16 protein-coding genes are annotated in these 19,839 nt (G+C 56.0%); 10 read left to right on the top strand and 6 right to left on the bottom strand.

Features of this window, described 5'->3' with window-relative positions; genetic code table 11:
- The first annotated feature begins 334 nt into the window (after positions 1-334).
- Both AA74_RS0107990 and AA74_RS0107985 read left to right on the top strand, forming a co-directional pair.
- A complete protein-coding gene (locus AA74_RS0107990; RefSeq protein WP_023293271.1) occupies positions 335-1,888 on the top strand; it encodes a DUF3300 domain-containing protein in 1,554 nt (517 codons plus the stop codon).
- A 10-nt stretch (positions 1,889-1,898) separates the two neighbouring features.
- Positions 1,899-2,690, top strand: a complete 792-nt coding sequence (locus AA74_RS0107985; RefSeq protein ID WP_025912181.1) for a DUF2950 domain-containing protein — start codon at positions 1,899-1,901, stop codon at positions 2,688-2,690.
- Positions 2,691-2,743: 53 nt separating this feature from the next.
- Here AA74_RS0107985 and lpdA read toward each other — a convergent pair whose 3' ends face one another.
- From lpdA to pdhR, 4 genes are all read right to left on the bottom strand, one after another.
- On the bottom strand, positions 2,744-4,168 hold the full coding sequence (gene lpdA / locus AA74_RS0107980; RefSeq protein ID WP_003856313.1) for a dihydrolipoyl dehydrogenase: 1,425 nt from the start codon (positions 4,166-4,168) through the stop codon (positions 2,744-2,746).
- A gap of 175 nt (positions 4,169-4,343) precedes the next feature.
- Positions 4,344-6,239, bottom strand: coding sequence for a pyruvate dehydrogenase complex dihydrolipoyllysine-residue acetyltransferase (gene aceF, locus AA74_RS0107975; protein ID WP_025912180.1), 1,896 nt, complete (start codon positions 6,237-6,239; stop codon positions 4,344-4,346).
- A 14-nt stretch (positions 6,240-6,253) separates the two neighbouring features.
- Positions 6,254-8,917 carry a pyruvate dehydrogenase (acetyl-transferring), homodimeric type gene (gene aceE / locus AA74_RS0107970; protein ID WP_008501959.1) on the bottom strand — a complete coding sequence of 888 codons (2,664 nt, stop codon included), beginning with the start codon at positions 8,915-8,917 and terminating at the stop codon, positions 6,254-6,256.
- A gap of 123 nt (positions 8,918-9,040) precedes the next feature.
- Entirely contained in the window at positions 9,041-9,805 is a 765-nt protein-coding gene (gene pdhR, locus AA74_RS0107965; protein WP_008501960.1) for a pyruvate dehydrogenase complex transcriptional repressor PdhR, read from the bottom strand.
- A gap of 263 nt (positions 9,806-10,068) precedes the next feature.
- Here pdhR and AA74_RS01000000122065 point away from each other — a divergent pair, with 263 nt between their 5' ends.
- The 4 genes from AA74_RS01000000122065 (at position 10,069) to AA74_RS0107945 (ending at position 14,236) form a co-directional block, all read left to right on the top strand.
- Positions 10,069-10,296 carry a hypothetical protein gene (locus AA74_RS01000000122065; protein ID WP_084635599.1) on the top strand — a complete coding sequence of 76 codons (228 nt, stop codon included), beginning with the start codon at positions 10,069-10,071 and terminating at the stop codon, positions 10,294-10,296.
- Between the two features lie 46 nt (positions 10,297-10,342).
- The gene (gene aroP, locus AA74_RS0107955) at positions 10,343-11,713 is read left to right on the top strand and encodes an aromatic amino acid transporter AroP (RefSeq protein WP_008501961.1); all 1,371 of its coding nucleotides are present in this window, start codon (positions 10,343-10,345) and stop codon (positions 11,711-11,713) included.
- A 164-nt stretch (positions 11,714-11,877) separates the two neighbouring features.
- Positions 11,878-13,275: a glycoside-pentoside-hexuronide (GPH):cation symporter gene (locus tag AA74_RS0107950; protein WP_025912179.1), complete on the top strand. Its 1,398-nt coding sequence runs from the start codon at positions 11,878-11,880 to the stop codon at positions 13,273-13,275.
- Between the two features lie 10 nt (positions 13,276-13,285).
- Positions 13,286-14,236 (top strand): family 43 glycosylhydrolase, encoded by a 951-nt coding sequence (locus AA74_RS0107945; RefSeq protein WP_025912178.1) that lies wholly within the window; start codon positions 13,286-13,288, stop codon positions 14,234-14,236.
- Positions 14,237-14,254: 18 nt separating this feature from the next.
- Here AA74_RS0107945 and ampE read toward each other — a convergent pair whose 3' ends face one another.
- Positions 14,255-15,109, bottom strand: coding sequence for a beta-lactamase regulator AmpE (gene ampE / locus AA74_RS0107940; protein ID WP_025912177.1), 855 nt, complete (start codon positions 15,107-15,109; stop codon positions 14,255-14,257).
- A 9-nt stretch (positions 15,110-15,118) separates the two neighbouring features.
- Complete coding sequence (ampD, locus tag AA74_RS0107935) at positions 15,119-15,670, bottom strand: 1,6-anhydro-N-acetylmuramyl-L-alanine amidase AmpD (RefSeq protein WP_008501965.1); 552 nt, start codon at positions 15,668-15,670, stop codon at positions 15,119-15,121.
- Between the two features lie 87 nt (positions 15,671-15,757).
- Between ampD and nadC the strand changes: the two genes are divergently transcribed.
- The 4 genes from nadC (at position 15,758) to hofC (ending at position 19,830) form a co-directional block, all read left to right on the top strand.
- Positions 15,758-16,651 carry a carboxylating nicotinate-nucleotide diphosphorylase gene (nadC, locus tag AA74_RS0107930; protein ID WP_021240514.1) on the top strand — a complete coding sequence of 298 codons (894 nt, stop codon included), beginning with the start codon at positions 15,758-15,760 and terminating at the stop codon, positions 16,649-16,651.
- 174 nt (positions 16,652-16,825) lie between these two features.
- Complete coding sequence (gene ppdD, locus AA74_RS0107925) at positions 16,826-17,263, top strand: prepilin peptidase-dependent pilin (protein WP_023293279.1); 438 nt, start codon at positions 16,826-16,828, stop codon at positions 17,261-17,263.
- A gap of 10 nt (positions 17,264-17,273) precedes the next feature.
- A complete protein-coding gene (gene gspE, locus AA74_RS0107920) occupies positions 17,274-18,656 on the top strand; it encodes a type II secretion system protein GspE (protein WP_025912176.1) in 1,383 nt (460 codons plus the stop codon).
- Positions 18,646-19,830: a protein transport protein HofC gene (gene hofC, locus AA74_RS0107915; protein WP_025912175.1), complete on the top strand. Its 1,185-nt coding sequence runs from the start codon at positions 18,646-18,648 to the stop codon at positions 19,828-19,830. Before gspE ends, hofC begins: the two co-directional genes overlap by 11 nt.
- Positions 19,831-19,839 lie beyond the last annotated feature (9 nt).

Genomic DNA, 19,839 nt, shown 5'->3' with positions numbered 1-19,839 from the left:
CAGTTTGTAGGGTAAATGCCCGATACCGCGTCGGGCAGCATAGCAGGATTTCTGCACAGTGTTAATCCGTTTACAAAAAAGCAACATTAAAAAGTTTGCTGAATCGTTAAGCATGGTGTAGCGGGGATTTAGGGCATCATTTTGCGGTTCTTCTGCACCGTGACGCTTCAGTTTTTTCTTCATCAGATATAATTGTGTAATAAATACTCACACTCTTTATCCGGACGTACCGGACGCTTCCCAATAAAAGTCAAAACAGCAAAAGACGGGTGAATAATACTCACGCCAACCGTAACGCCTCACGGCACAGCGCTGGTCTCGTTGGAGTCATTTTATGAAGTTGCCCTTTAAGCCACATCTGCTCATCCTTCTGTGCAGTGCCGGGCTGCTTGCCGCCTCAGGCGTCTTGTTTGTCAAAAGTCGTGCAACGGAACCCGTTGCGCCAGCCCCCGTCGCTCAACAACCGGCGGCACCTGCCGTAGCCCAGCCCGCCCCTGTGGTCGCGCCGACCTACACTGCCGCGCAAATCGATCAGTGGGTTGCCCCCATTGCGCTCTACCCTGACGCCCTGCTTTCGCAAATTCTGATGGCCTCGACTTACCCGGCCAACGTGATTCAGGCGGCTCAGTGGTCAAAAGACAACCCTAAAATGGAAGGGGACGCCGCCATTCAGGCCGTTGCCAGCCAGCCCTGGGATCCGAGCGTAAAATCGCTGGTCGCGTTTCCTCAGCTTATGTCGCTGATGGGTGAAAACCCGCCGTGGGTACAAAATCTGGGCGATGCGTTTCTCGCGCAGCCGAAAGACGTGATGGATTCCGTTCAACGCCTGCGCGCGCTGGCACAGAAGACCGGTGCTTTACAATCTACGCCTCAGCAGACGGTCACCACCGTGACAAAGCCAGCACCAGCGAAAACCCGCGCCACCGAGGCAACGACAACAACCGCGTCTGCGCCCGCCCCAACGGTGATCAAAATTGAATCTGCCGATCCGCAGGTCGTTTATGTTCCCACCTATAACCCCAATACGGTTTACGGGACCTGGCCCAACACCGCCTATCCACCCACCTATCTCCCGCCCACGCCCGGAGAGCAGTTTGGCAACAGCTTCGTCAACGGCTTAGGCTTCAGCCTGGGCGTTGCCACAACCTATGCCATTTTCAGCAATATCGACTGGGATGACGACGATGACTGGGACCACCACCATGACGGTGACTGGGATAATCACGGCGGCTATAACCGCAACGGTGATAACAACATCAATATCAACGTTGAGAACTTCAATAAAATCAGCGGACAGCGTCTGACGGACGCCAACCGTACCTGGCAGCATAACCCGGCCTACCGAGAAGGTGTGCCCTATCCGACTAACCAGCTCAACACCCGTTTCCACTCCACCAGTACAGTCACCGGGCTAAGCTCAACGCAGCAAAAACCGGTTAACCGGGATAGCCAGCGTCAGGCGGCCCTGAGCCAGATGGAGAAATCCACGGGGAAAACCTTCCCGCAAACGGCACGTCCCGGCACGAAGGATGTGCAGCGTCAGGCCTCGAGTGAACAGCTGAAGCAAATTTCGCAGCGCAACAACTACCGTGGCTACGACACCAAACCGCAGACGGCGAAGCGGACCACCACGCAGCAGCGAGAAAATCGTCAGGCTGTAACCCAAAGACAGGAGAAACGCGTTTCACAGCCCGCGCAGCAACGCGCCCTGCAGCAGCGAAACGGTCAGCCCCGGGCCAATGCGCTGAGCGGCAACGACAGCCGTTCCGCGAACTGGCAGGCGCAGCAGCAGCGCGGTGCGCAAAGCAGGCAGCTTGCGGCTCGCCAGCAGCAGCCCCGTCAGGTGTCTGGTGGACGCGCTGAACGCCGTGAATTTAGACATCGCTAAGGGAACCGACATGAAAAGTAAACTACTCAGTGGAATGGTGTTGTTCATGCTTTCGGCCTCGGCGATAGCGCAGCAGTCCTTTAGCACGCCCGACCAGGCGACCGATGCGCTGGCCAGCGCCATTAGTGAGCATAATGAGCGCGCGATGAGCAATCTGCTTGGAGAGAACTGGCGCGATTTTCTCCCTCCCGAAGGCGTTGATCCGGATGCCGTCGATCGTTTCCTGCGCGACTGGAAAGTTCGTCATAACACCGTTGTCGAAGGAGATACGGCGCATCTTGTTGTTGGAGACAACGACTGGCAGCTTCCCATCCCGGTGATCAAAACCGCCGCCGGCTGGCAATTCGATATCAAAGAAGGGGCTGAAGAGATCCTGACCCGTGAAATCGGGCGTAACGAACTTGCCGCCATTGAAGCCCTGCATGCCTATGTTGATGCGCAGCAAAGCTACTTTGCGATGAACCAGAAATACGCGCAGAAGATTGTCAGCTCGGAAGGGAAGAAAGACGGTTTGTACTGGCCCGTCTCACCCGGCGAAACGCCCAGTCCGCTCGGACCGGCATTTAGCCCGAAAGAGCCGGGTACCGGCTATCACGGCTATCGCTTCCGGATCCTGCCGGATAATAACGGTTTTGCGATGGTGGCGTGGCCGGTCAGCTACGGTCAAACGGGCGTGATGAGCTTTGTGATAAATCAGGACGACAAGGTGTATCAGTCCGATCTCGGCAAGGATTCTGAGCAGAAAGCCCGGGCGTTAACCGCCTATAACCCGGATAAAACCTGGCAACCCGTGGCTCCCTGAACGCAGCGCATAAAAAAAGCGGCCTCAGGCCGCTTTTTTTCATCTGAAGAAACTTATTTCTTCTTCGCTTTCGCGTTTGGCAGGTCGGTGATGCTGCCTTCAAACACTTCTGCCGCCAGGCCCACGGACTCGTGCAGAGTCGGGTGAGCGTGGATGGTCAGCGCGATGTCTTCCGCGTCGCAGCCCATTTCGATAGCCAGACCGATTTCACCCAGCAGCTCGCCGCCGTTGGTACCGACAATCGCACCACCGATTACGCGGTGAGTCTCTTTGTCGAAGATCAGTTTGGTCATACCGTCTGCGCAGTCGGACGCGATAGCACGGCCAGAAGCAGCCCACGGGAAGGTGGCGGTTTCGTAGCTGATGCCTTTCTCTTTCGCTTCTTTCTCAGTCAGACCCACCCATGCCACTTCTGGCTCGGTATACGCGATAGATGGGATCACTTTCGGATCGAAGTAGTGCTTCATGCCGGCGATAACTTCAGCGGCAACGTGACCTTCGTGAACACCTTTGTGCGCCAGCATTGGCTGACCGACGATATCGCCGATAGCAAAGATGTGCGGCACGTTAGTGCGCAGCTGTTTGTCAACGCGGATGAAGCCACGGTCGTCCACTTCCACGCCAGCTTTGCCCGCGTCGAGGTTCTTACCGTTCGGCACACGGCCGATCGCCACCAGCACGGCGTCGTAACGCTGTGGTTCGGATGGGGCTTTTTTGCCTTCCATGGAAACGTAAATACCGTCTTCTTTCGCTTCAACGGCAGTCACTTTGGTTTCCAGCATCAGGTTGAATTTCTTGCTGATGCGCTTGGTGAAGACTTTAACGATGTCTTTGTCAGCAGCCGGGATAACCTGGTCGAACATTTCAACCACGTCGATCTCTGAACCCAGCGCGTGGTACACGGTACCCATTTCCAGACCGATGATACCGCCGCCCATCACCAGCAGACGCTTAGGAACGGTTTTCAGCTCCAGCGCATCGGTGGAATCCCACACGCGTGGATCTTCATGTGGAATGAATGGCAGTTCGATTGGGCGAGAGCCTGCCGCGATGATCGCGTTGTCGAAGTTGATCACGGTTTTGCCGTTTTCGCCTTCCACTTCCAGGGTGTTCGCACCGGTGAATTTACCCAGACCGTTTACCACCTTCACTTTACGGCCTTTGGCCATACCCGCCAGACCGCCGGTCAGCTGAGTGATAACTTTCTCTTTCCAGGTACGAATTTTGTCGATGTCGGTTTTCGGCTCGCCGAAGACGATACCGTGTTCAGCCAGCGCTTTGGCTTCTTCGATAACTTTCGCTACGTGCAGCAGCGCTTTAGAAGGGATACAGCCGACGTTCAGACAAACACCGCCGAGGGTGCTGTAACGTTCTACGATGACGGTTTCCAGACCTAAATCCGCTGCGCGAAATGCTGCGGAGTAACCTGCCGGGCCTGCCCCAAGTACTACGACCTGAGTTTTGATTTCTGTGCTCATCATGACCTCTTAGTTTATACCCGTCGTCCACCGGGTCGTTCTATCCGCCCGCAGTTTACAAAATTGTTAACAATTTTGAAACAACAAACGGCTCACGAATTGTCGCTTTCGCCAATAACCTCACAAACGCCATGAGATTATCAGAAAAAAGCCGGCCGACTGGCCGGCTTTTCGATTACATCACCAGGCGGCGAATGTCGCTCAGCATGTTGTTGATGATGGTGATGAAACGCGCACCATCAGCACCGTCGATCACGCGGTGGTCGAAGGACAGAGAGATTGGCATCATCAGACGCGGCACGAACTCTTTGCCATTCCACACCGGCTCCATCGCGGACTTGGACACACCGAGGATAGCCACTTCCGGCGCGTTCACAATCGGCGCGAAGTGGGTGGTACCCAGGCCGCCGATGCTGGAGATGGTGAAGCAGCCGCCCTGCATTTCGCCGGCAGTCAGCTTACCATCACGCGCTTTCTTGGAGATGGTGGTCAGTTCACGGGACAGCTCAGTGATGCTCTTCTTGTTCACGTCTTTGAAGACCGGAACAACCAGACCATTTGGCGTATCAACCGCAACACCGATGTTGATGTATTTCTTCAGCGTCAGCTTCTGGCCGTCTTCGGACAGGGAGCTGTTGAAGCGTGGCATCTGTTCCAGAGCCGCAGCAACCGCCTTCATGATGAAGACCACTGGGGTGAATTTCACGTCCAGTTTACGCTTCTCAGCTTCGGCGTTCTGCTGTTTACGGAACGCTTCCAGATCGGTGATATCGGTCTTATCGAAGTGCGTAACGTGCGGGATCATCACCCAGTTACGGCTCAGGTTCGCACCAGAGATTTTCTGGATACGGCCCAGCTCCACTTCTTCGATTTCGCCGAACTTGCTGAAGTCTACTTTCGGCCATGGCAGCATGCCCGGGATACCGCCGCCTGCGGCTGCAGCTGGTGCAGCTTCAGCGCGTTTCACGGCGTCTTTCACGTAGGTCTGAACGTCTTCGCGCAGGATACGACCTTTACGGCCAGTCCCTTTCACTTTCGCCAGGTTCACGCCGAATTCGCGCGCCAGGCGACGAATCAGCGGGGTCGCGTGGACGTAAGCGTCGTTTTCAGCGAACTCAGATTTGCTTTCCGCTTTTGCAGCAGGTGCCGCTGGTTTAGCAGCCTGAGCCGGAGCAGCAGCCGGTGCTGGAGCAGCCGCGGCAGCCGGAGCGGCAGCAGGCGCAGCGCCTTCCACTTCGAAGACCATGATCAGAGAACCGGTAGAGACTTTGTCGCCGGTGCTGATTTTGATCTCTTTAACGGTACCCGCGAACGGCGCAGGCACTTCCATGGAAGCCTTGTCGCCTTCAACGGTGATCAGTGACTGTTCAGCGGCAACTTTGTCGCCCACTTTCACCATCACTTCGGTCACTTCAACTTCGTCACCGCCGATGTCCGGTACGTTAACGTCTTTCGCGCCGCCAGCAGCAGCTGGTGCTGCGGCTGGCGCCGGAGCAGCGGCCTGTGCAGGCGCGGCAGCAGGTGCAGCACCTGCCACTTCGAAGATCATGATCAGAGAGCCGGTAGACACTTTGTCGCCGGTGTTAATCTTGATCTCTTTAACGGTACCTGCGAACGGCGCTGGCACTTCCATAGAGGCTTTATCGCCTTCTACGGTGATCAGTGACTGCTCGGCCGCAACGGTATCGCCCACTTTCACCAGGATCTCAGTGACTTCAACTTCGTCACCGCCGATGTCAGGCACGTTCACTTCTTTCGCGCTCGCGGCAGCTGCTGGAGCAGCGGCGGCCGGAGCGGCTTTCTTCTCTTCCTGCGCAGGTGCAGCAGCTGCTGCACCGTCGGCGGAATCGAAAATCATGATCAGTTTGCCAGTCTCGGTTTTATCGCCAACAGAGACTTTGATCTCTTTAACGATGCCAGCCTGAGGAGATGGGACTTCCATAGAGGCTTTGTCGCCTTCTACGGTGATCAGCGACTGTTCAGCTTCAACTTTGTCGCCTACTTTGACCAGGATCTCGGTGATTTCAACTTCATCAGCCCCGATGTCCGGTACATTGATTTCGATAGCCATTATTCTTTTACCTCTTACGCCAGACGCGGGTTAACTTTTTCTGCATCGATGTTGAATTTGGTAATTGCGTCTGCAACCACTTTCTTATCGATTTCGCCACGTTTAGCCAGTTCGCCCAGTGCTGCTACAACCACGTAAGAAGCATCAACTTCGAAGTGGTGACGCAGGTTTTCGCGGCTGTCAGAACGACCGAAGCCGTCAGTACCCAGAACGCGATAATCATCAGCTGGAACGTAAGTACGAACCTGCTCAGCGAACAGTTTCATATAGTCAGTAGACGCCACCGCTGGCGCGTCGTTCATCACCTGAGCGATGTACGGTACGCGTGGGGTTTCCAGTGGGTGCAGCATGTTCCAGCGCTCACAATCCTGGCCATCACGCGCCAGTTCAGTGAAGGAGGTCACAGAGTACACGTCGGAACCGACACCGTAGTCTTTCGCCAGGATCTGCGCTGCTTCACGAACGTGACGCAGGATAGAACCGGAGCCCAGCAGCTGAACTTTACCTTTGCTACCTTCGATGGTTTCGAGTTTGTAGATACCTTTACGGATACCTTCCTCGGCACCTGCTGGCATTGCCGGCATGTGGTAGTTTTCGTTCAGGGTGGTGATGTAGTAGTAAATGTTCTCTTGCGCTTCACCGTACATGCGCTGCAGACCGTCATGCATGATGACTGCCACTTCGTACGCGTAAGACGGATCGTAAGAGATACAGTTAGGGATAGTCAGAGACTGAATGTGGCTGTGACCATCTTCGTGCTGCAGACCTTCACCGTTCAGGGTCGTACGACCGGAAGTACCACCGATCAGGAAGCCGCGAGCCTGCTGGTCGCCTGCCTGCCAGCACAGGTCACCGATACGCTGGAACCCGAACATGGAGTAGTAAATGTAGAACGGGATCATCGGCAGGTTGTTGGTGCTGTAAGAGGTCGCAGCAGCCAGCCAGGATGCGCCTGCGCCCAGCTCGTTGATACCTTCCTGCAGGATCTGACCTTTCTCGTCTTCTTTGTAGTATGCAACCTGCTCACGGTCCTGCGGGGTGTACTGCTGGCCGTTCGGGCTGTAGATACCGATCTGACGGAACAGACCTTCCATACCGAAAGTACGCGCTTCGTCGGCGATGATTGGCACCAGGCGATCTTTGATCGACTTGTTCTTCAGCATCACGTTCAGGGCACGAACGAAAGCGATAGTGGTAGAGATCTCTTTGTTCTGCTCTTCCAGCAGCTGAGAGAAGTCTTCCAGCGCTGGCAGTTCCAGCTTCTCGGTGAAGTTAGGCTGACGAGCTGGCAGGTAGCCTTTCAGCGCCTGACGACGTTCGTGCAGGTACTTGTGCTCTTCGGAGCCTTCCGGGAAGGTGATGTAAGACAGGTTTTCGACCTGCTCATCGGTCACTGGAACGTTGAAACGGTCGCGGATATAGCGCACGCCGTCCATGTTCATTTTCTTAACCTGGTGAGCGATGTTTTTACCTTCTGCGGTATCACCCATGCCGTAACCTTTGATGGTGTGGGCCAGGATTACAGTCGCTTTACCTTTGGTTTCACGCGCTTTTTTCAGTGCAGCGTAGATTTTCTTCGGATCGTGACCACCGCGGTTCAGGGCCCAGATCTGCTCATCAGTCCAGTCTGCAACCAGGGCTGCGGTTTCTGGATATTTGCCGAAGAAGTGCTCACGCACGTAGGCACCGTCTTTGGATTTGAAGGTCTGGTAGTCACCGTCAACGGTTTCGTTCATCAGCTGGATCAGTTTACCGCTGGTGTCTTTACGCAGCAGTTCGTCCCAACGGGAACCCCACATGACTTTGATCACGTTCCAGCCAGCACCTGCGAAGATGCCTTCCAGTTCGTTGATGATCTTGCCGTTACCGGTTACCGGACCATCCAGACGCTGCAGGTTACAGTTGATGATGAAGCACAGGTTGTCCAGCTTCTCACGGGTCGCGATGGTGATCGCGCCTTTAGATTCTGGCTCATCCATTTCGCCGTCGCCCAGGAAGGCGTATACGGTCTGCTCAGAGGTGTCTTTCAGACCACGGTGTTCCAGATACTTCAGGAATTTCGCCTGGTAGATCGCACCGATTGGGCCCAGACCCATTGATACGGTTGGGAACTGCCAGAATTCAGGCATCAGTTTAGGGTGCGGGTAAGAAGACAGACCTTTACCGTGAACTTCCTGACGGAAGTTGTTCATCTGCTCTTCAGTCAGACGACCTTCCAGGAATGCACGTGCATAGATGCCCGGAGAGATGTGGCCCTGGAAGTACACCAGATCGCCGCCGTCTTTCTCGTTCGCTGCACGGAAGAAGTGGTTGAAGCACACTTCGTAAACGGTCGCAGAAGACTGGAAGGACGCCATGTGGCCACCCAGTTCCAGGTCTTTCTTGGATGCGCGCAGAACGGTCATGATGGCGTTCCAGCGGATTGCAGAACGGATACGACGTTCCAGATCCAGATTGCCCGGGTATTCCGGTTCGTCTTCAACGGCAATCGTGTTTACGTAGTTGCTAGCCCCTGCACCTGAAGCAACCTTCACGCCGCCTTTGCGGGCTTCAGAAAGCAGCTGATCAATCAGATACTGAGCGCGCTCAACACCTTCTTCACGGATGACCGATTCGATCGCCTGTAGCCAGTCGCGAGTTTCGATCGGATCCACGTCATTTTGGAGACGTTCTGACATGGGGGTATTCCTTATCTATCTAATACGTTGATTTGTCTGGAACCTGTCCCATTGTGCTCTTGGGCAAGAACACAATAAGACAGGTTCTGCGTTTAGTTGCCGCGCTCTAAAAGTACCTGGCGCTTAATCCTTTCGTTGCTGTATGCGGCGTAATGAACGTTCGCGACGCGATTGTTCACGGCTGCGGTCCAGCAAGATTTCCTCAATGAAAGCCAGATGGCGGTGCGACGCTTCGCGCGCCTGCTCCGGTTCCCCGGCCATTATCGCCTCGAATACTCGGGTGCGATGGTTGCTTACCAGTGGGAGCATGTCCCGACGGGCATACAACAATTCAAAATTTTGACGAACGTTCTGGGCCAGCATCGGCTCCATGCAGCGTAGCAGATGGAGGAGCACCACGTTGTGGGCCGCTTCGGTGACGGCAATTTGATACTGGACGACGGCGCTGGACTCGGCGTCTAAATCGCCGGACTGCTGTGCCCGTTCAATGGCCTGATGCAGCTCGCGGATACGCACGCGATCTTCATCAGTGCTGCGAAGGGCGGCGTAATAGGCCGCAATACCTTCCAGCGCGTGACGGGTCTCAAGCAGGTCAAACTGGGATTCTGGGTGGTCAGAGAGAAGTTCTACCAGCGGATCGCTGAAGCTCTGCCACAGGCTGTTTTGCACAAAGGTTCCGCCGCCCTGGCGACGAAGCAGCAAGCCCTTTGCTTCGAGACGTTGAATCGCCTCACGCAGAGAGGGACGTGAAACGTCGAACTGTTTTGCCAGTTCGCGTTCTGGCGGAAGTTTCTCACCCGGGCGCAGAGTCCCTTCGAGGATTAAAAACTCCAGCTGCTGCTCAATCACATCAGATAGTTTTGGTTGGCGAATTTTGCTGTAGGCCATATTCCCTGTCTTACGCCTTTTTGCCCGGAGTCAATTGGTCTTACCAATTTCTATTTCGTATCGCTAAAGTAACAAAGTATTCACCTTCTGTCCATATTGGTTTTGATTGAAATCAGTAAACCCTGCACATTTTAACAACCTTACAGAAATAACGTTTCAGAAATGTAACTTTGCACAAATGAGTTGATTACCCCCAAAGAGGGAGTTGTAACCATAATGAAACGAGGGTTTTTGCAATCTGAAGCGATTCAACAAGGCAAATAATGAAAATTCGCCCACTTAAGGCGCATTTCTATTCTATAGGTTGGGTGAGGAACAACGAGCGGGCCGATTTACAAATGCTTTCTTTTTATTCAAGTCGTCATCACCCCTTCATAAAGCAGGTGCATTCGCAGGCACTTACCACTATTCTGGCGCTTACGGAAGTCATCTCCGTTTTTTTCGGTCTCGTTAACCGTAAAGAAATAAATACAGAATATGGATTTTCATAATTACACACGCTCAGCGTGAACATAACAACCACACACGAGGTTTCAAATGGAAGCTCAACAGCACGGCGATCAGCTAAAGCGCGGGCTTAAAAACCGCCATATTCAGCTCATCGCACTGGGCGGTGCGATTGGTACCGGCCTGTTTCTGGGCAGCGCATCCGTTATCCAGTCTGCCGGTCCGGGCATTATTTTGGGTTACGCGATTGCGGGTTTCATTGCTTTTCTGATCATGCGCCAGCTGGGCGAAATGGTCGTGGAAGAGCCGGTCGCAGGCTCTTTCAGCCACTTTGCCTATAAGTACTGGGGCAGCTTTGCCGGTTTCGCCTCGGGCTGGAACTACTGGGTGCTGTACGTTCTGGTTGCCATGGCCGAACTGACCGCCGTCGGGAAATACATTCAGTTCTGGTATCCCGAAATCCCAACCTGGGCTTCTGCTGCAGCCTTCTTCGTCATTATCAACGCCATTAACCTGACCAACGTTAAAGTGTTCGGGGAGATGGAGTTCTGGTTTGCCATCATCAAGGTCATTGCCGTGGTGGCGATGATTATCTTCGGCGGCTGGCTGCTGTTCAGCGGCAACGGCGGCCCGCAGGCCACGGTGCGCAACCTCTGGGAACAGGGTGGCTTCCTGCCTCACGGCATGACCGGCCTGGTGATGATGATGGCGATCATTATGTTCTCCTTCGGCGGCCTGGAGCTGGTGGGCATCACCGCTGCTGAAGCCGACAACCCGGAGCAGAGCATCCCGAAAGCCACAAATCAGGTTATCTACCGCATCCTGATCTTCTATGTGGGCTCACTGGCGGTGCTGCTCTCCCTGCTGCCGTGGACGCGCGTGACTGCTGACACCAGCCCGTTTGTGCTGATCTTCCACGAGCTGGGCGATACCTTTGTCGCCAACGCGCTGAACATCGTGGTGCTGACCGCAGCGCTCTCCGTTTACAACAGCTGCGTATACTGCAACAGCCGCATGCTGTTCGGCCTGGCCCAGCAGGGTAATGCGCCGAAGATGCTGCTTAACGTTGATAAACGCGGCGTGCCGGTGAATACCATCATTGTTTCCGCCATCGTGACCGCCCTGTGCGTGCTCATTAACTACATGGCACCGGAATCGGCGTTTGGCCTGCTGATGGCCCTGGTGGTCTCTGCGCTGGTCATCAACTGGGCGATGATCAGCCTGGCGCACATGAAGTTCCGCCGCGCGAAGCAGCAGCAGGGCGTCACCACGCGCTTCCCTGCCCTGCTCTATCCGCTGGGTAACTGGATCTGCCTGCTGTTCATGGCGGCCGTGCTGGTGATCATGCTGATCACCCCAGGTATGGCGATTTCCGTCTACCTGATCCCGGTCTGGATTGCAGTACTCGGCGTTGGCTATCTCTTCAGTCAGAAAAGCCGTAATGCCATGAAGGCGCACTAAGCCTCCCGCCGCGGTGCCTGCTTTTGCGGGTGCCGCGCGTTGTTACCTCCTTCACACTTTCACGCCCACAGCGCATTTATCCATATCACCGCCCTGATACTGCAACGCATATATCCCTTCGCCAGCGAATAATTCTCTCCATACCGTAAACCGGAGAGCTGTCGATGGATAACAACACACTGTCAGTAAAAGAAAAGATCGGCTATGGGATGGGCGACGCCGGATGCAACATTATCTTTGGCGCCATCATGCTGTTTGTTAACTATTTTTATACGGATATTTTTGGTCTGGCCCCTGCGCTGGTCGGCGTGCTGCTGCTGTCTGTCCGCGTGATTGACGCCGTAACGGACCCGATCATGGGCGCGATTGCCGACCGCACCCGCAGTAAATATGGCCGGTTTCGTCCATGGCTACTGTGGATTGCGTTCCCCTACGCGCTGTTCAGCATCCTGATGTTCACCACGCCAGAGTGGAGCTATAACAGCAAAGTTATCTATGCCTTTGTCACCTACTTCCTGCTGTCGCTCACCTACACCGCCATCAACATCCCCTACTGCTCGCTGGGCGGGGTGATCACTAACGATCCTAAAGAGCGCGTCGCCTGCCAGTCGTATCGCTTCGTGCTGGTCGGCATCGCCACGCTGCTGCTCTCATTAACGCTGCTGCCGATGGCAGACTGGTTTGGCGGGGACAACAAAGCCAAAGGCTACCAGATGGCCATGACCGTGCTGGCGCTAATTGGCACCTGTATGTTCCTGTTCTGCTTCGCCACCGTGCGCGAGCGCGTGCGCCCGGCGGTGCAGACCAACGACGAGCTGAAAAACGATCTGAAAGACGTGTGGAAGAACGACCAGTGGGTGCGCATTCTGCTCCTGACGCTCTGCAACGTCTGCCCGGGCTTTATCCGCATGGCGGCCACCATGTATTACGTCACCTGGGTGATGGGCCAGAGCACCCACTTCGCCACGCTGTTTATCAGCCTGGGCGTTGTCGGCATGATGCTCGGCAGCGTGCTGGCAAAAGTGCTGACCGACCGCTGGTGCAAGCTGAAGGTCTTCTTCTGGACCAACATCGTGCTGGCGATTTTCTCCTGCGCCTTTTATTTCTTCGACCCGAAAGCGACCGTCACCATCGTGGTGCTCTACCTCCTGCTGAACATCCTGCACCAGATCCCGTCTCCGCTGCACTGGTCGCTGATGGCCGACGTGGATGACTACGGCGAGTGGAAAACCGGGAAGCGCATCACCGGCATCAGCTTCTCGGGCAACATCTTCTTCCTGAAGCTGGGGCTGGCGATTGCCGGGGCGATGGTTGGTTTTCTGCTCTCCTGGTACGGCTACGATGCGGGCGCGAAAGCGCAAAGCGCGGACGCCATCAACGGGATTGTGCTGCTGTTTACCGTTATCCCGGGGGTGGGTTATTTGATTACCGCGGGCGTGGTGCGCCTGCTGAAGGTGGATCGTGAAACCATGAAGCAGATCCAGCTCGATCTGGAAAAACGCCGCAACAACTACCACGAGCTGAACGATTATCAGGAACTGAAAGCCGCTGAGACTAAATAAGGAAAGCCGAATGCAAACCTGGCCAAACCCGTTTATTGAACAACGCGCCGACCCGTATATCCTGCGCCACGATGGGCAATATTACTTTATCGCCTCCGTGCCGCAGTACGACAGGCTGGCGATCCGCCGTGCAGACTCGCTGGAAGGCTTACGTCATGCCGCAGAGGTGGTGGTCTGGCGTAAACCCGACGCCGGCCCAATGAGCCAGCTGATATGGGCGCCGGAACTGCACCACATTGACGGAAAGTGGTACATCTATTTTGCCGCGACGCACACCCAGGCGCTCGACGCGCTCGGGATGTTCCAGCACCGCATGTTTGCCATTGAATGTACCGACGACGATCCACTCACCGGCAGGTGGGTAGAAAAAGGCCAGATCGAAACCCCGTTCGACACCTTCGCCCTGGACGCTACCACCTTTGTGCATCAGGGAAAACGCTGGTATCTGTGGGCGCAAAAAGCGCCGGACATCTCCGGGAACTCCAACCTTTATCTGTGTGAAATGGCGAACCCGTGGACGCTGAAAGACGAGCCGGTGATGCTCAGCAAGCCGGAGTATGACTGGGAGTGTCGCGGGTTCTGGGTCAACGAAGGCCCGGCGGTGCTGTTCCATGGCAACAAACTGTTTATCAGCTATTCCGCCAGCGCCACCGATGAGAACTACTGCATGGGGCTGCTGTGGATAGACCTGAATGCCGATCCGCAAAACCCATTGAACTGGCACAAATCCCCGCGCCCCGTATTCGCCACCAGCTACGAAAATCGCCAGTACGGCCCGGGACACAACAGCTTTACGCAAACGCCGGAAGGGGAAGATGTGCTGGTGTATCACGCGCGGAACTACACCGAAATTGAGGGCGATCCGCTGTACGATCCAAACCGCCATACCCGCCTGAAGCGCGTCCGCTGGGACGAAAACGGGATGCCTGATTTCGGCATCCCGCCTGCGGACACGCTTTAATCGTTACGCCGCGCTGGCTTACACCAGCGTGCCGTAGATCGTCAGCAGCGCCACGATAACCACGACCACAAACGACGTTTTCTTCGCCATGGAGACAGCGGCTTTCGGCGTTTCAATCTTGTCGGTATGCGGCTCGCGCGCCAGCGAGAACTGCGCCAGACGCGTTAACACCTGATACTGCGACGTATGGCGGTCGGCAAGCGAGGCGAACCACGCGGGCAGCGCTTTTTCACCGTGGCCAATTAACGCGTACACCACGCCCACCAGACGCACCGGAAGCCAGTCAACCACGTGCAGGATGGCATCAATGCCGGACAGCAAACGCTCGTGCGGCGTCAGATAGCGGGCAAGCCAGGTCTGCCAGGCGCGCAGGAACGCATACCCCATCAGCAAGACCGGTCCCCATGGACCGCCCACCACAAACCAGAACAGCGGCGCCAAGTAGTAACGGAAGTTAATCCACAGCAGCGCGTTCTGCAGTTCGCGCAGGAACTCGCGTTCGTCGCAGTCCGGCGGCACGCCGTGGATCATCGTCAGCTCGCTCGCCATGGCATTGCGCGCATGGGCATCGTCACGGGAGGCAGCTTTCAGGTACGCGTGATAGTGCAAACGCACCTTGCCCGCACCAATGCACAGCACGCCGAGCAGGATCCACACCACCAGCAGCGGCACGTTGAAAAAGAGTCCATACAGCGCGCGCAGCAGCAGGAACGTAATCACCATCGCACCCGCCATCATCAGCAGCGTGCGCAGCATGGAAAAGTGCTTGATACGGCGGAATAACACCTCCAGCCGGTGATCCAGATGCCAGTGCTCACCGAGCTTGAACAGGCGTTCAGCGATGATAACCAGCAGCATGGTAAACAACGTCATGGTATCTCCTTATTCTGACGACGCGGTGAGCATGGCGCGGAACCGCGGCCAGTCAAATGCCGGGCCGGGATCGGTTTTTCTCGCCGGAGCGATATCGCTGTGCCCGGTAATATTGTCGGCGATGGCCGGGTAAAGTCCGATAAGCGTGCGGGTCACAGCCGCTAGCTGTTGATACTGTGAATCGGTGTAGGGCGTGGTATCCGTGCCTTCCAGTTCTATCCCGATAGAAAAATCGTTGCACCGTTCGCGCCCGTGATACATCGACACCCCGGCATGCCAGGCGCGCTTATCAAAGGGAACATACTGAACCACTTCACCATCGCGACGAATCAGGCAATGAGCCGACACGCGCAGATGCGCAATCTCAGCAAAGAAAGGATGGGCATCGGGATCTATCGTTCCCGTGAATAACGCATCGATCCACGGGCCGCCGAATTCCCCCGGCGGGAGACTAATATTATGAACCACCAGCAGTGTGGGCTTTTCATCCTCCGGGCGGCAGTCGTGGTGCGGCGAAGGCACATGCCGCGCATCCACCAGCCATCCGTTTTCTAACAACATGCTGGAACTCCTTATGTATGGTGCTGTTACTCGGTTCAGAGTAGCATGTTTCAATATTTTGATTCGTTACCAATTTGGAGTTTTATCATGCCGCCTCGCCGCTACAACCCCGACCACCGACGTGAAGCGCTTCTGGAACGTATTAATATGGATATTCCGGCAAGCGTTGCCCATGCTTTGAAAGAAGATCTGGGCGGTGACGTCAATGCCGATAAAGATATTACCGCACAATTGTTGCCGAAAGAGACGCGCTCCCACGCGGTCATTATCACCCGCGAAGAAGGTGTGTTTTGCGGCAAGCGCTGGGTTGAAGAGGTCTTTACCCAGCTGGCGGGCGATGATGTGCAGGTCACATGGCACGTGGAGGACGGCGATAGCGTCACGCCAAACCAGCCGCTGTTCGAGCTGGACGGCCCTTCCCGCGTCTTGCTGACCGGCGAACGTACCGCGCTTAATTTTGTACAAACGCTCTCTGGCGTCGCCAGCGAAGTGCGTCGTTACGTTGACCTGCTGGCCGGCACCCGAACCCAGCTGCTGGATACCCGCAAAACGCTGCCTGGCCTGCGCACGGCGCTGAAGTACGCGGTGCTCTGCGGCGGCGGCGCAAACCATCGTCTGGGCCTGTCCGACGCTTTCCTGATTAAAGAGAACCACATTATTGCATCGGGTTCCGTACGTCAGGCGGTGGAGAAGGCCTTCTGGCTGCATCCGGATGTGCCGGTTGAAGTAGAAGTAGAAAACCTGGACGAGCTGGAGCAGGCGATTAAGGCCGGGGCCGATATCATCATGCTCGATAACTTCGAAACCGAGCAGATGCGTGAGGCGGTAAAACTGACCAATGGCCGGGCCCAGCTCGAAGTCTCCGGAAACGTCACCTTCGAAACGATCCGTGAATTCGCCGAAACCGGCGTGGATTACATCTCCGTCGGCGCGCTGACCAAGCACGTTCGCGCCCTCGACCTCTCGATGCGTTTTAAATAGTGATTCCTCCCCTCTCCGCCTGGAGAGGGGAATTTCAGCCCCGCTCGCAAATCCGCTGTTCTTTCCTGCAACACCGCATTAATTCTCTGAACGCGCTTTCCCGTTCCCTTTTTTGCCCCTCGTTTCTGCCCTTTTGCGCTGACAGAGTAGCGCCACTTAACGTAAGGAGCAGATATGAACAGACAACACGGATTCACTCTTATTGAGCTGATGGTGGTCATCGGCATTATTGCGATTCTGAGCGCCATCGGCATACCTGCCTATCAGAACTACCTGCGCAAAGCGGCGCTGACCGATATGCTGCAAACCTTCGTTCCCTACCGCACCGCCATTGAACTTTGCGCGCTGGATCACGGTGGTGTGGAGAGCTGCGATGCCAACAGCAACGGCATCCCTTCCCCCACCACGACACGCTACGTTTCCGGAATGAGCGTAGCGAAAGGGATCGTGACCTTAACAGGACAGGAAAGTCTTAACGGGCTGGAAGTGGTCATGACGCCGCAGTGGAGCGATGGTAACGGTATGACGGGCTGGACGCGCGTCTGCAACATCAGTGCTGATAGCGCTCTGAAGCAGGCCTGCGAAGACGTTTTCCGCTTCAGCAATAACTGAGGAGCGGAGAATGAATACCGATCAACTCGTGGCGCTTTGTCTTCGCCATCACGCACTGCTGTTATCCAGCGACAGTGAGAGGATCAACATTGCCGTCGTGGGAAAGCCCGCGGCCGAACTCATGGAGGCGCTGCGTTTCGCGACCCAGAAACGGATTGATATTGAGTGCTGGAGCGCGGAGCGCATGGAAAAACACCGGCAGCTGACGTCTCAATCGCATCTGCCCGGCGTTTCGCAAACACACTCTACGGTAGATGTCCTTAACCACACGCTGCAGCAGGCAATCAACCAGCGCGCCTCTGATATTCATATCGAACCGATGGAGCACGCGTGCCAGATTCGTTTACGTATCGACGGCGTACTTTGTCCGCAGCCTCCGCTTGCCGCTGAACTGGCTAACCTGTTAAGCGCACGTTTAAAAGTGCTGGGTAACCTGGATATTGCAGAACGCCGGCTGCCTCAGGACGGCCAGTTTACGATTGAACTGGCCAATGAGCCGGTCTCGTTTCGGATCGCGACGCTTCCCTGCAGCGGCGGCGAAAAAATTGTGCTGCGCCTCCTGCATCAGGTTCCGCAGGCCCTTGAGCCGAAAGCGCTTGGCATGAATGCTGAACAGTTGGCCTGTTTTAATGCGGTTCTCCACCAGCCGCAGGGGCTGATTCTGGTCACCGGCCCTACCGGCAGCGGCAAAACCGTGACGCTGTACAGCGCTTTGCAGTCGCGTAACACCCCTGACGTCAACATCTGCAGCGTGGAAGATCCTATTGAGATCCCCCTTGCCGGATTAAACCAGACGCAGATTAATCCCCGGGCGGGTTTAACCTTCCAGAACGTGCTGCGCGCACTGCTACGTCAGGATCCCGACATCATTATGGTCGGCGAAATCCGTGACGGAGAAACGGCCGGGATTGCCATTAATGCTGCCCAGACCGGGCATCTGGTGCTGTCGACCCTGCACACCAACTCGACGACGGAAACGCTCATTCGCCTGGAGCAGATGGGCGTCGCGCGCTGGATGATTTCTTCCGCGCTGACGATGGTGATTGCCCAGCGACTGGTCCGGCGTTTGTGCCCACATTGTCGCCGGGAAACCCGCGATCAGGCTCAACTACCTCGCTCAGTATGGCCCAGGCCGCTTCCACGCTGGCAGCCCACCGGCTGCGATCGCTGTTATCACGGCTTTTATGGCCGCGTGGCCATTTTTGAAGTACTCGCCATCGACAATGCCCTCCGGCAGGCCATTGCCAGCGGGGCGGGAACTGACGTCATAGAGGCGAGCGCCCGGCAGGCGGGGATGGTTTCTCTTTTTGAACACGGCTGCAGGGCCGTCGAACAAGGGCTAACCACGATTGAAGAGTTGCTGCGCGTCCTGGGAATGCCCAATGGCGGCTAATCAGCTCTGGCGCTGGCGTGCGCTCACCAAAGATGGAGAACCCCGAAGCGGGACACTCTGGGCCACAGACCGCAATGCGGCCTTCACCCGGCTGATGCGTAACGACCTCCATCCTCTGACGCTGACCCGATGCGCGCAGCGACAGCGCTGGCGGCCACACCACTGCGACGAGATGTTTCATCAGCTCGCCTCGCTGCTGCAGGCTGGGCTGACGCTGTCCCACAGCCTGCAAATGCTGGCAGAGCAACATCCGTTAAAACCGTGGCAGGCGCTGCTGCAAAGCATTGCCGATGAGCTCAGTGAAGGATGCCCGTTTTCTGAGTCGCTAAAAAAGTGGCCAGCCGTTTTTAGCCCGCTGCATGTCTCGATGGTGAAAACCGGAGAGCTGACGGGGAAGCTGGAGGTTTGCTGTCGTCAGCTCGCGCAGCAACAAAAAGCGCAGCAGCAGCTCAGTGCAAAAGTGAAAAAGGCGCTGCGCTACCCGGCGATCGTCCTGACGCTGGCTGTGCTCGTCGTGCTGGCGATGGTTACTCTGGTCCTGCCCGAGTTTGCCGCGATCTACAAAACGTTTAATACCCCGCTTCCCGTGCTGACACAGATGGTTATGGGGATGGCCGCCTTTATGCAGTCATATGCCCTTGCGTTGTTCCTCCTGCTATTGGCCCCTTTAGCCGTCGCCTGGGCTCTGCGGCAGAACCCTCGCTGGCAGTGCATCCTGCTGCATACGCCCGTGATGGGCGCACTGGCAAAAGGTCAAAAGCTGGGACACATCTTTACCGTGCTGTCACTCACGCAACAGGCGGGTATCCCCTTTTTACAGGGCCTGGAGAGTGCCGAGGAGACCGTTGAAAGTCAGTACTGGCAGGGAATGCTGCGCGGCGTGCGGGAGGACATTGAAAAAGGCCTTCCCGTCTGGTCATCCTTTCAAAGAGCGGCAATCTTTACCCCGCTCTGTGTTCAGCTTTTACGAACCGGTGAAATGTCAGGTGCGCTGGATATCATGCTGGCAAACCTTGCCCGCCATCATACGGAACAGACCTTTCAACGTGCAGAGAATCTGGCGGCGCTTCTGGAGCCAGTGCTTCTGATAGTGACGGGGGTCATTATTGGTACGCTGGTGGTGGCAATGTACCTGCCGATATTCCACCTGGGAGATGCGATGAGCGCGGGATAGTACAACAGG

It is taken from the genome of Enterobacter sp. 5-4, from assembly GCF_000612205.1.
In the GTDB taxonomy this organism is placed as follows: Bacteria; Pseudomonadota; Gammaproteobacteria; order Enterobacterales; family Enterobacteriaceae; genus Enterobacter; species Enterobacter roggenkampii.
This window is presented reverse-complemented; position numbering and strand designations above follow the sequence as displayed.

Coding starts and splice junctions, on each gene's coding strand:
- ampD (WP_008501965.1), bottom strand. CDS start 15,670: ATGTTGTTAGAAAACGGATGGCTGGTGGATGCGCGGCATGTGCCTTCG.
- aceE (WP_008501959.1), bottom strand. CDS start 8,917: ATGTCAGAACGTCTCCAAAATGACGTGGATCCGATCGAAACTCGCGAC.
- pdhR (WP_008501960.1), bottom strand. CDS start 9,805: ATGGCCTACAGCAAAATTCGCCAACCAAAACTATCTGATGTGATTGAG.
- nadC (WP_021240514.1), top strand. CDS start 15,758: ATGCCGCCTCGCCGCTACAACCCCGACCACCGACGTGAAGCGCTTCTG.
- AA74_RS0107945 (WP_025912178.1), top strand. CDS start 13,286: ATGCAAACCTGGCCAAACCCGTTTATTGAACAACGCGCCGACCCGTAT.
- gspE (WP_025912176.1), top strand. CDS start 17,274: ATGAATACCGATCAACTCGTGGCGCTTTGTCTTCGCCATCACGCACTG.
- ppdD (WP_023293279.1), top strand. CDS start 16,826: ATGAACAGACAACACGGATTCACTCTTATTGAGCTGATGGTGGTCATC.
- AA74_RS0107985 (WP_025912181.1), top strand. CDS start 1,899: ATGAAAAGTAAACTACTCAGTGGAATGGTGTTGTTCATGCTTTCGGCC.
- aceF (WP_025912180.1), bottom strand. CDS start 6,239: ATGGCTATCGAAATCAATGTACCGGACATCGGGGCTGATGAAGTTGAA.
- hofC (WP_025912175.1), top strand. CDS start 18,646: ATGGCGGCTAATCAGCTCTGGCGCTGGCGTGCGCTCACCAAAGATGGA.
- AA74_RS0107950 (WP_025912179.1), top strand. CDS start 11,878: ATGGATAACAACACACTGTCAGTAAAAGAAAAGATCGGCTATGGGATG.
- AA74_RS01000000122065 (WP_084635599.1), top strand. CDS start 10,069: ATGAAAATTCGCCCACTTAAGGCGCATTTCTATTCTATAGGTTGGGTG.
- lpdA (WP_003856313.1), bottom strand. CDS start 4,168: ATGAGCACAGAAATCAAAACTCAGGTCGTAGTACTTGGGGCAGGCCCG.
- AA74_RS0107990 (WP_023293271.1), top strand. CDS start 335: ATGAAGTTGCCCTTTAAGCCACATCTGCTCATCCTTCTGTGCAGTGCC.
- ampE (WP_025912177.1), bottom strand. CDS start 15,109: ATGACGTTGTTTACCATGCTGCTGGTTATCATCGCTGAACGCCTGTTC.
- aroP (WP_008501961.1), top strand. CDS start 10,343: ATGGAAGCTCAACAGCACGGCGATCAGCTAAAGCGCGGGCTTAAAAAC.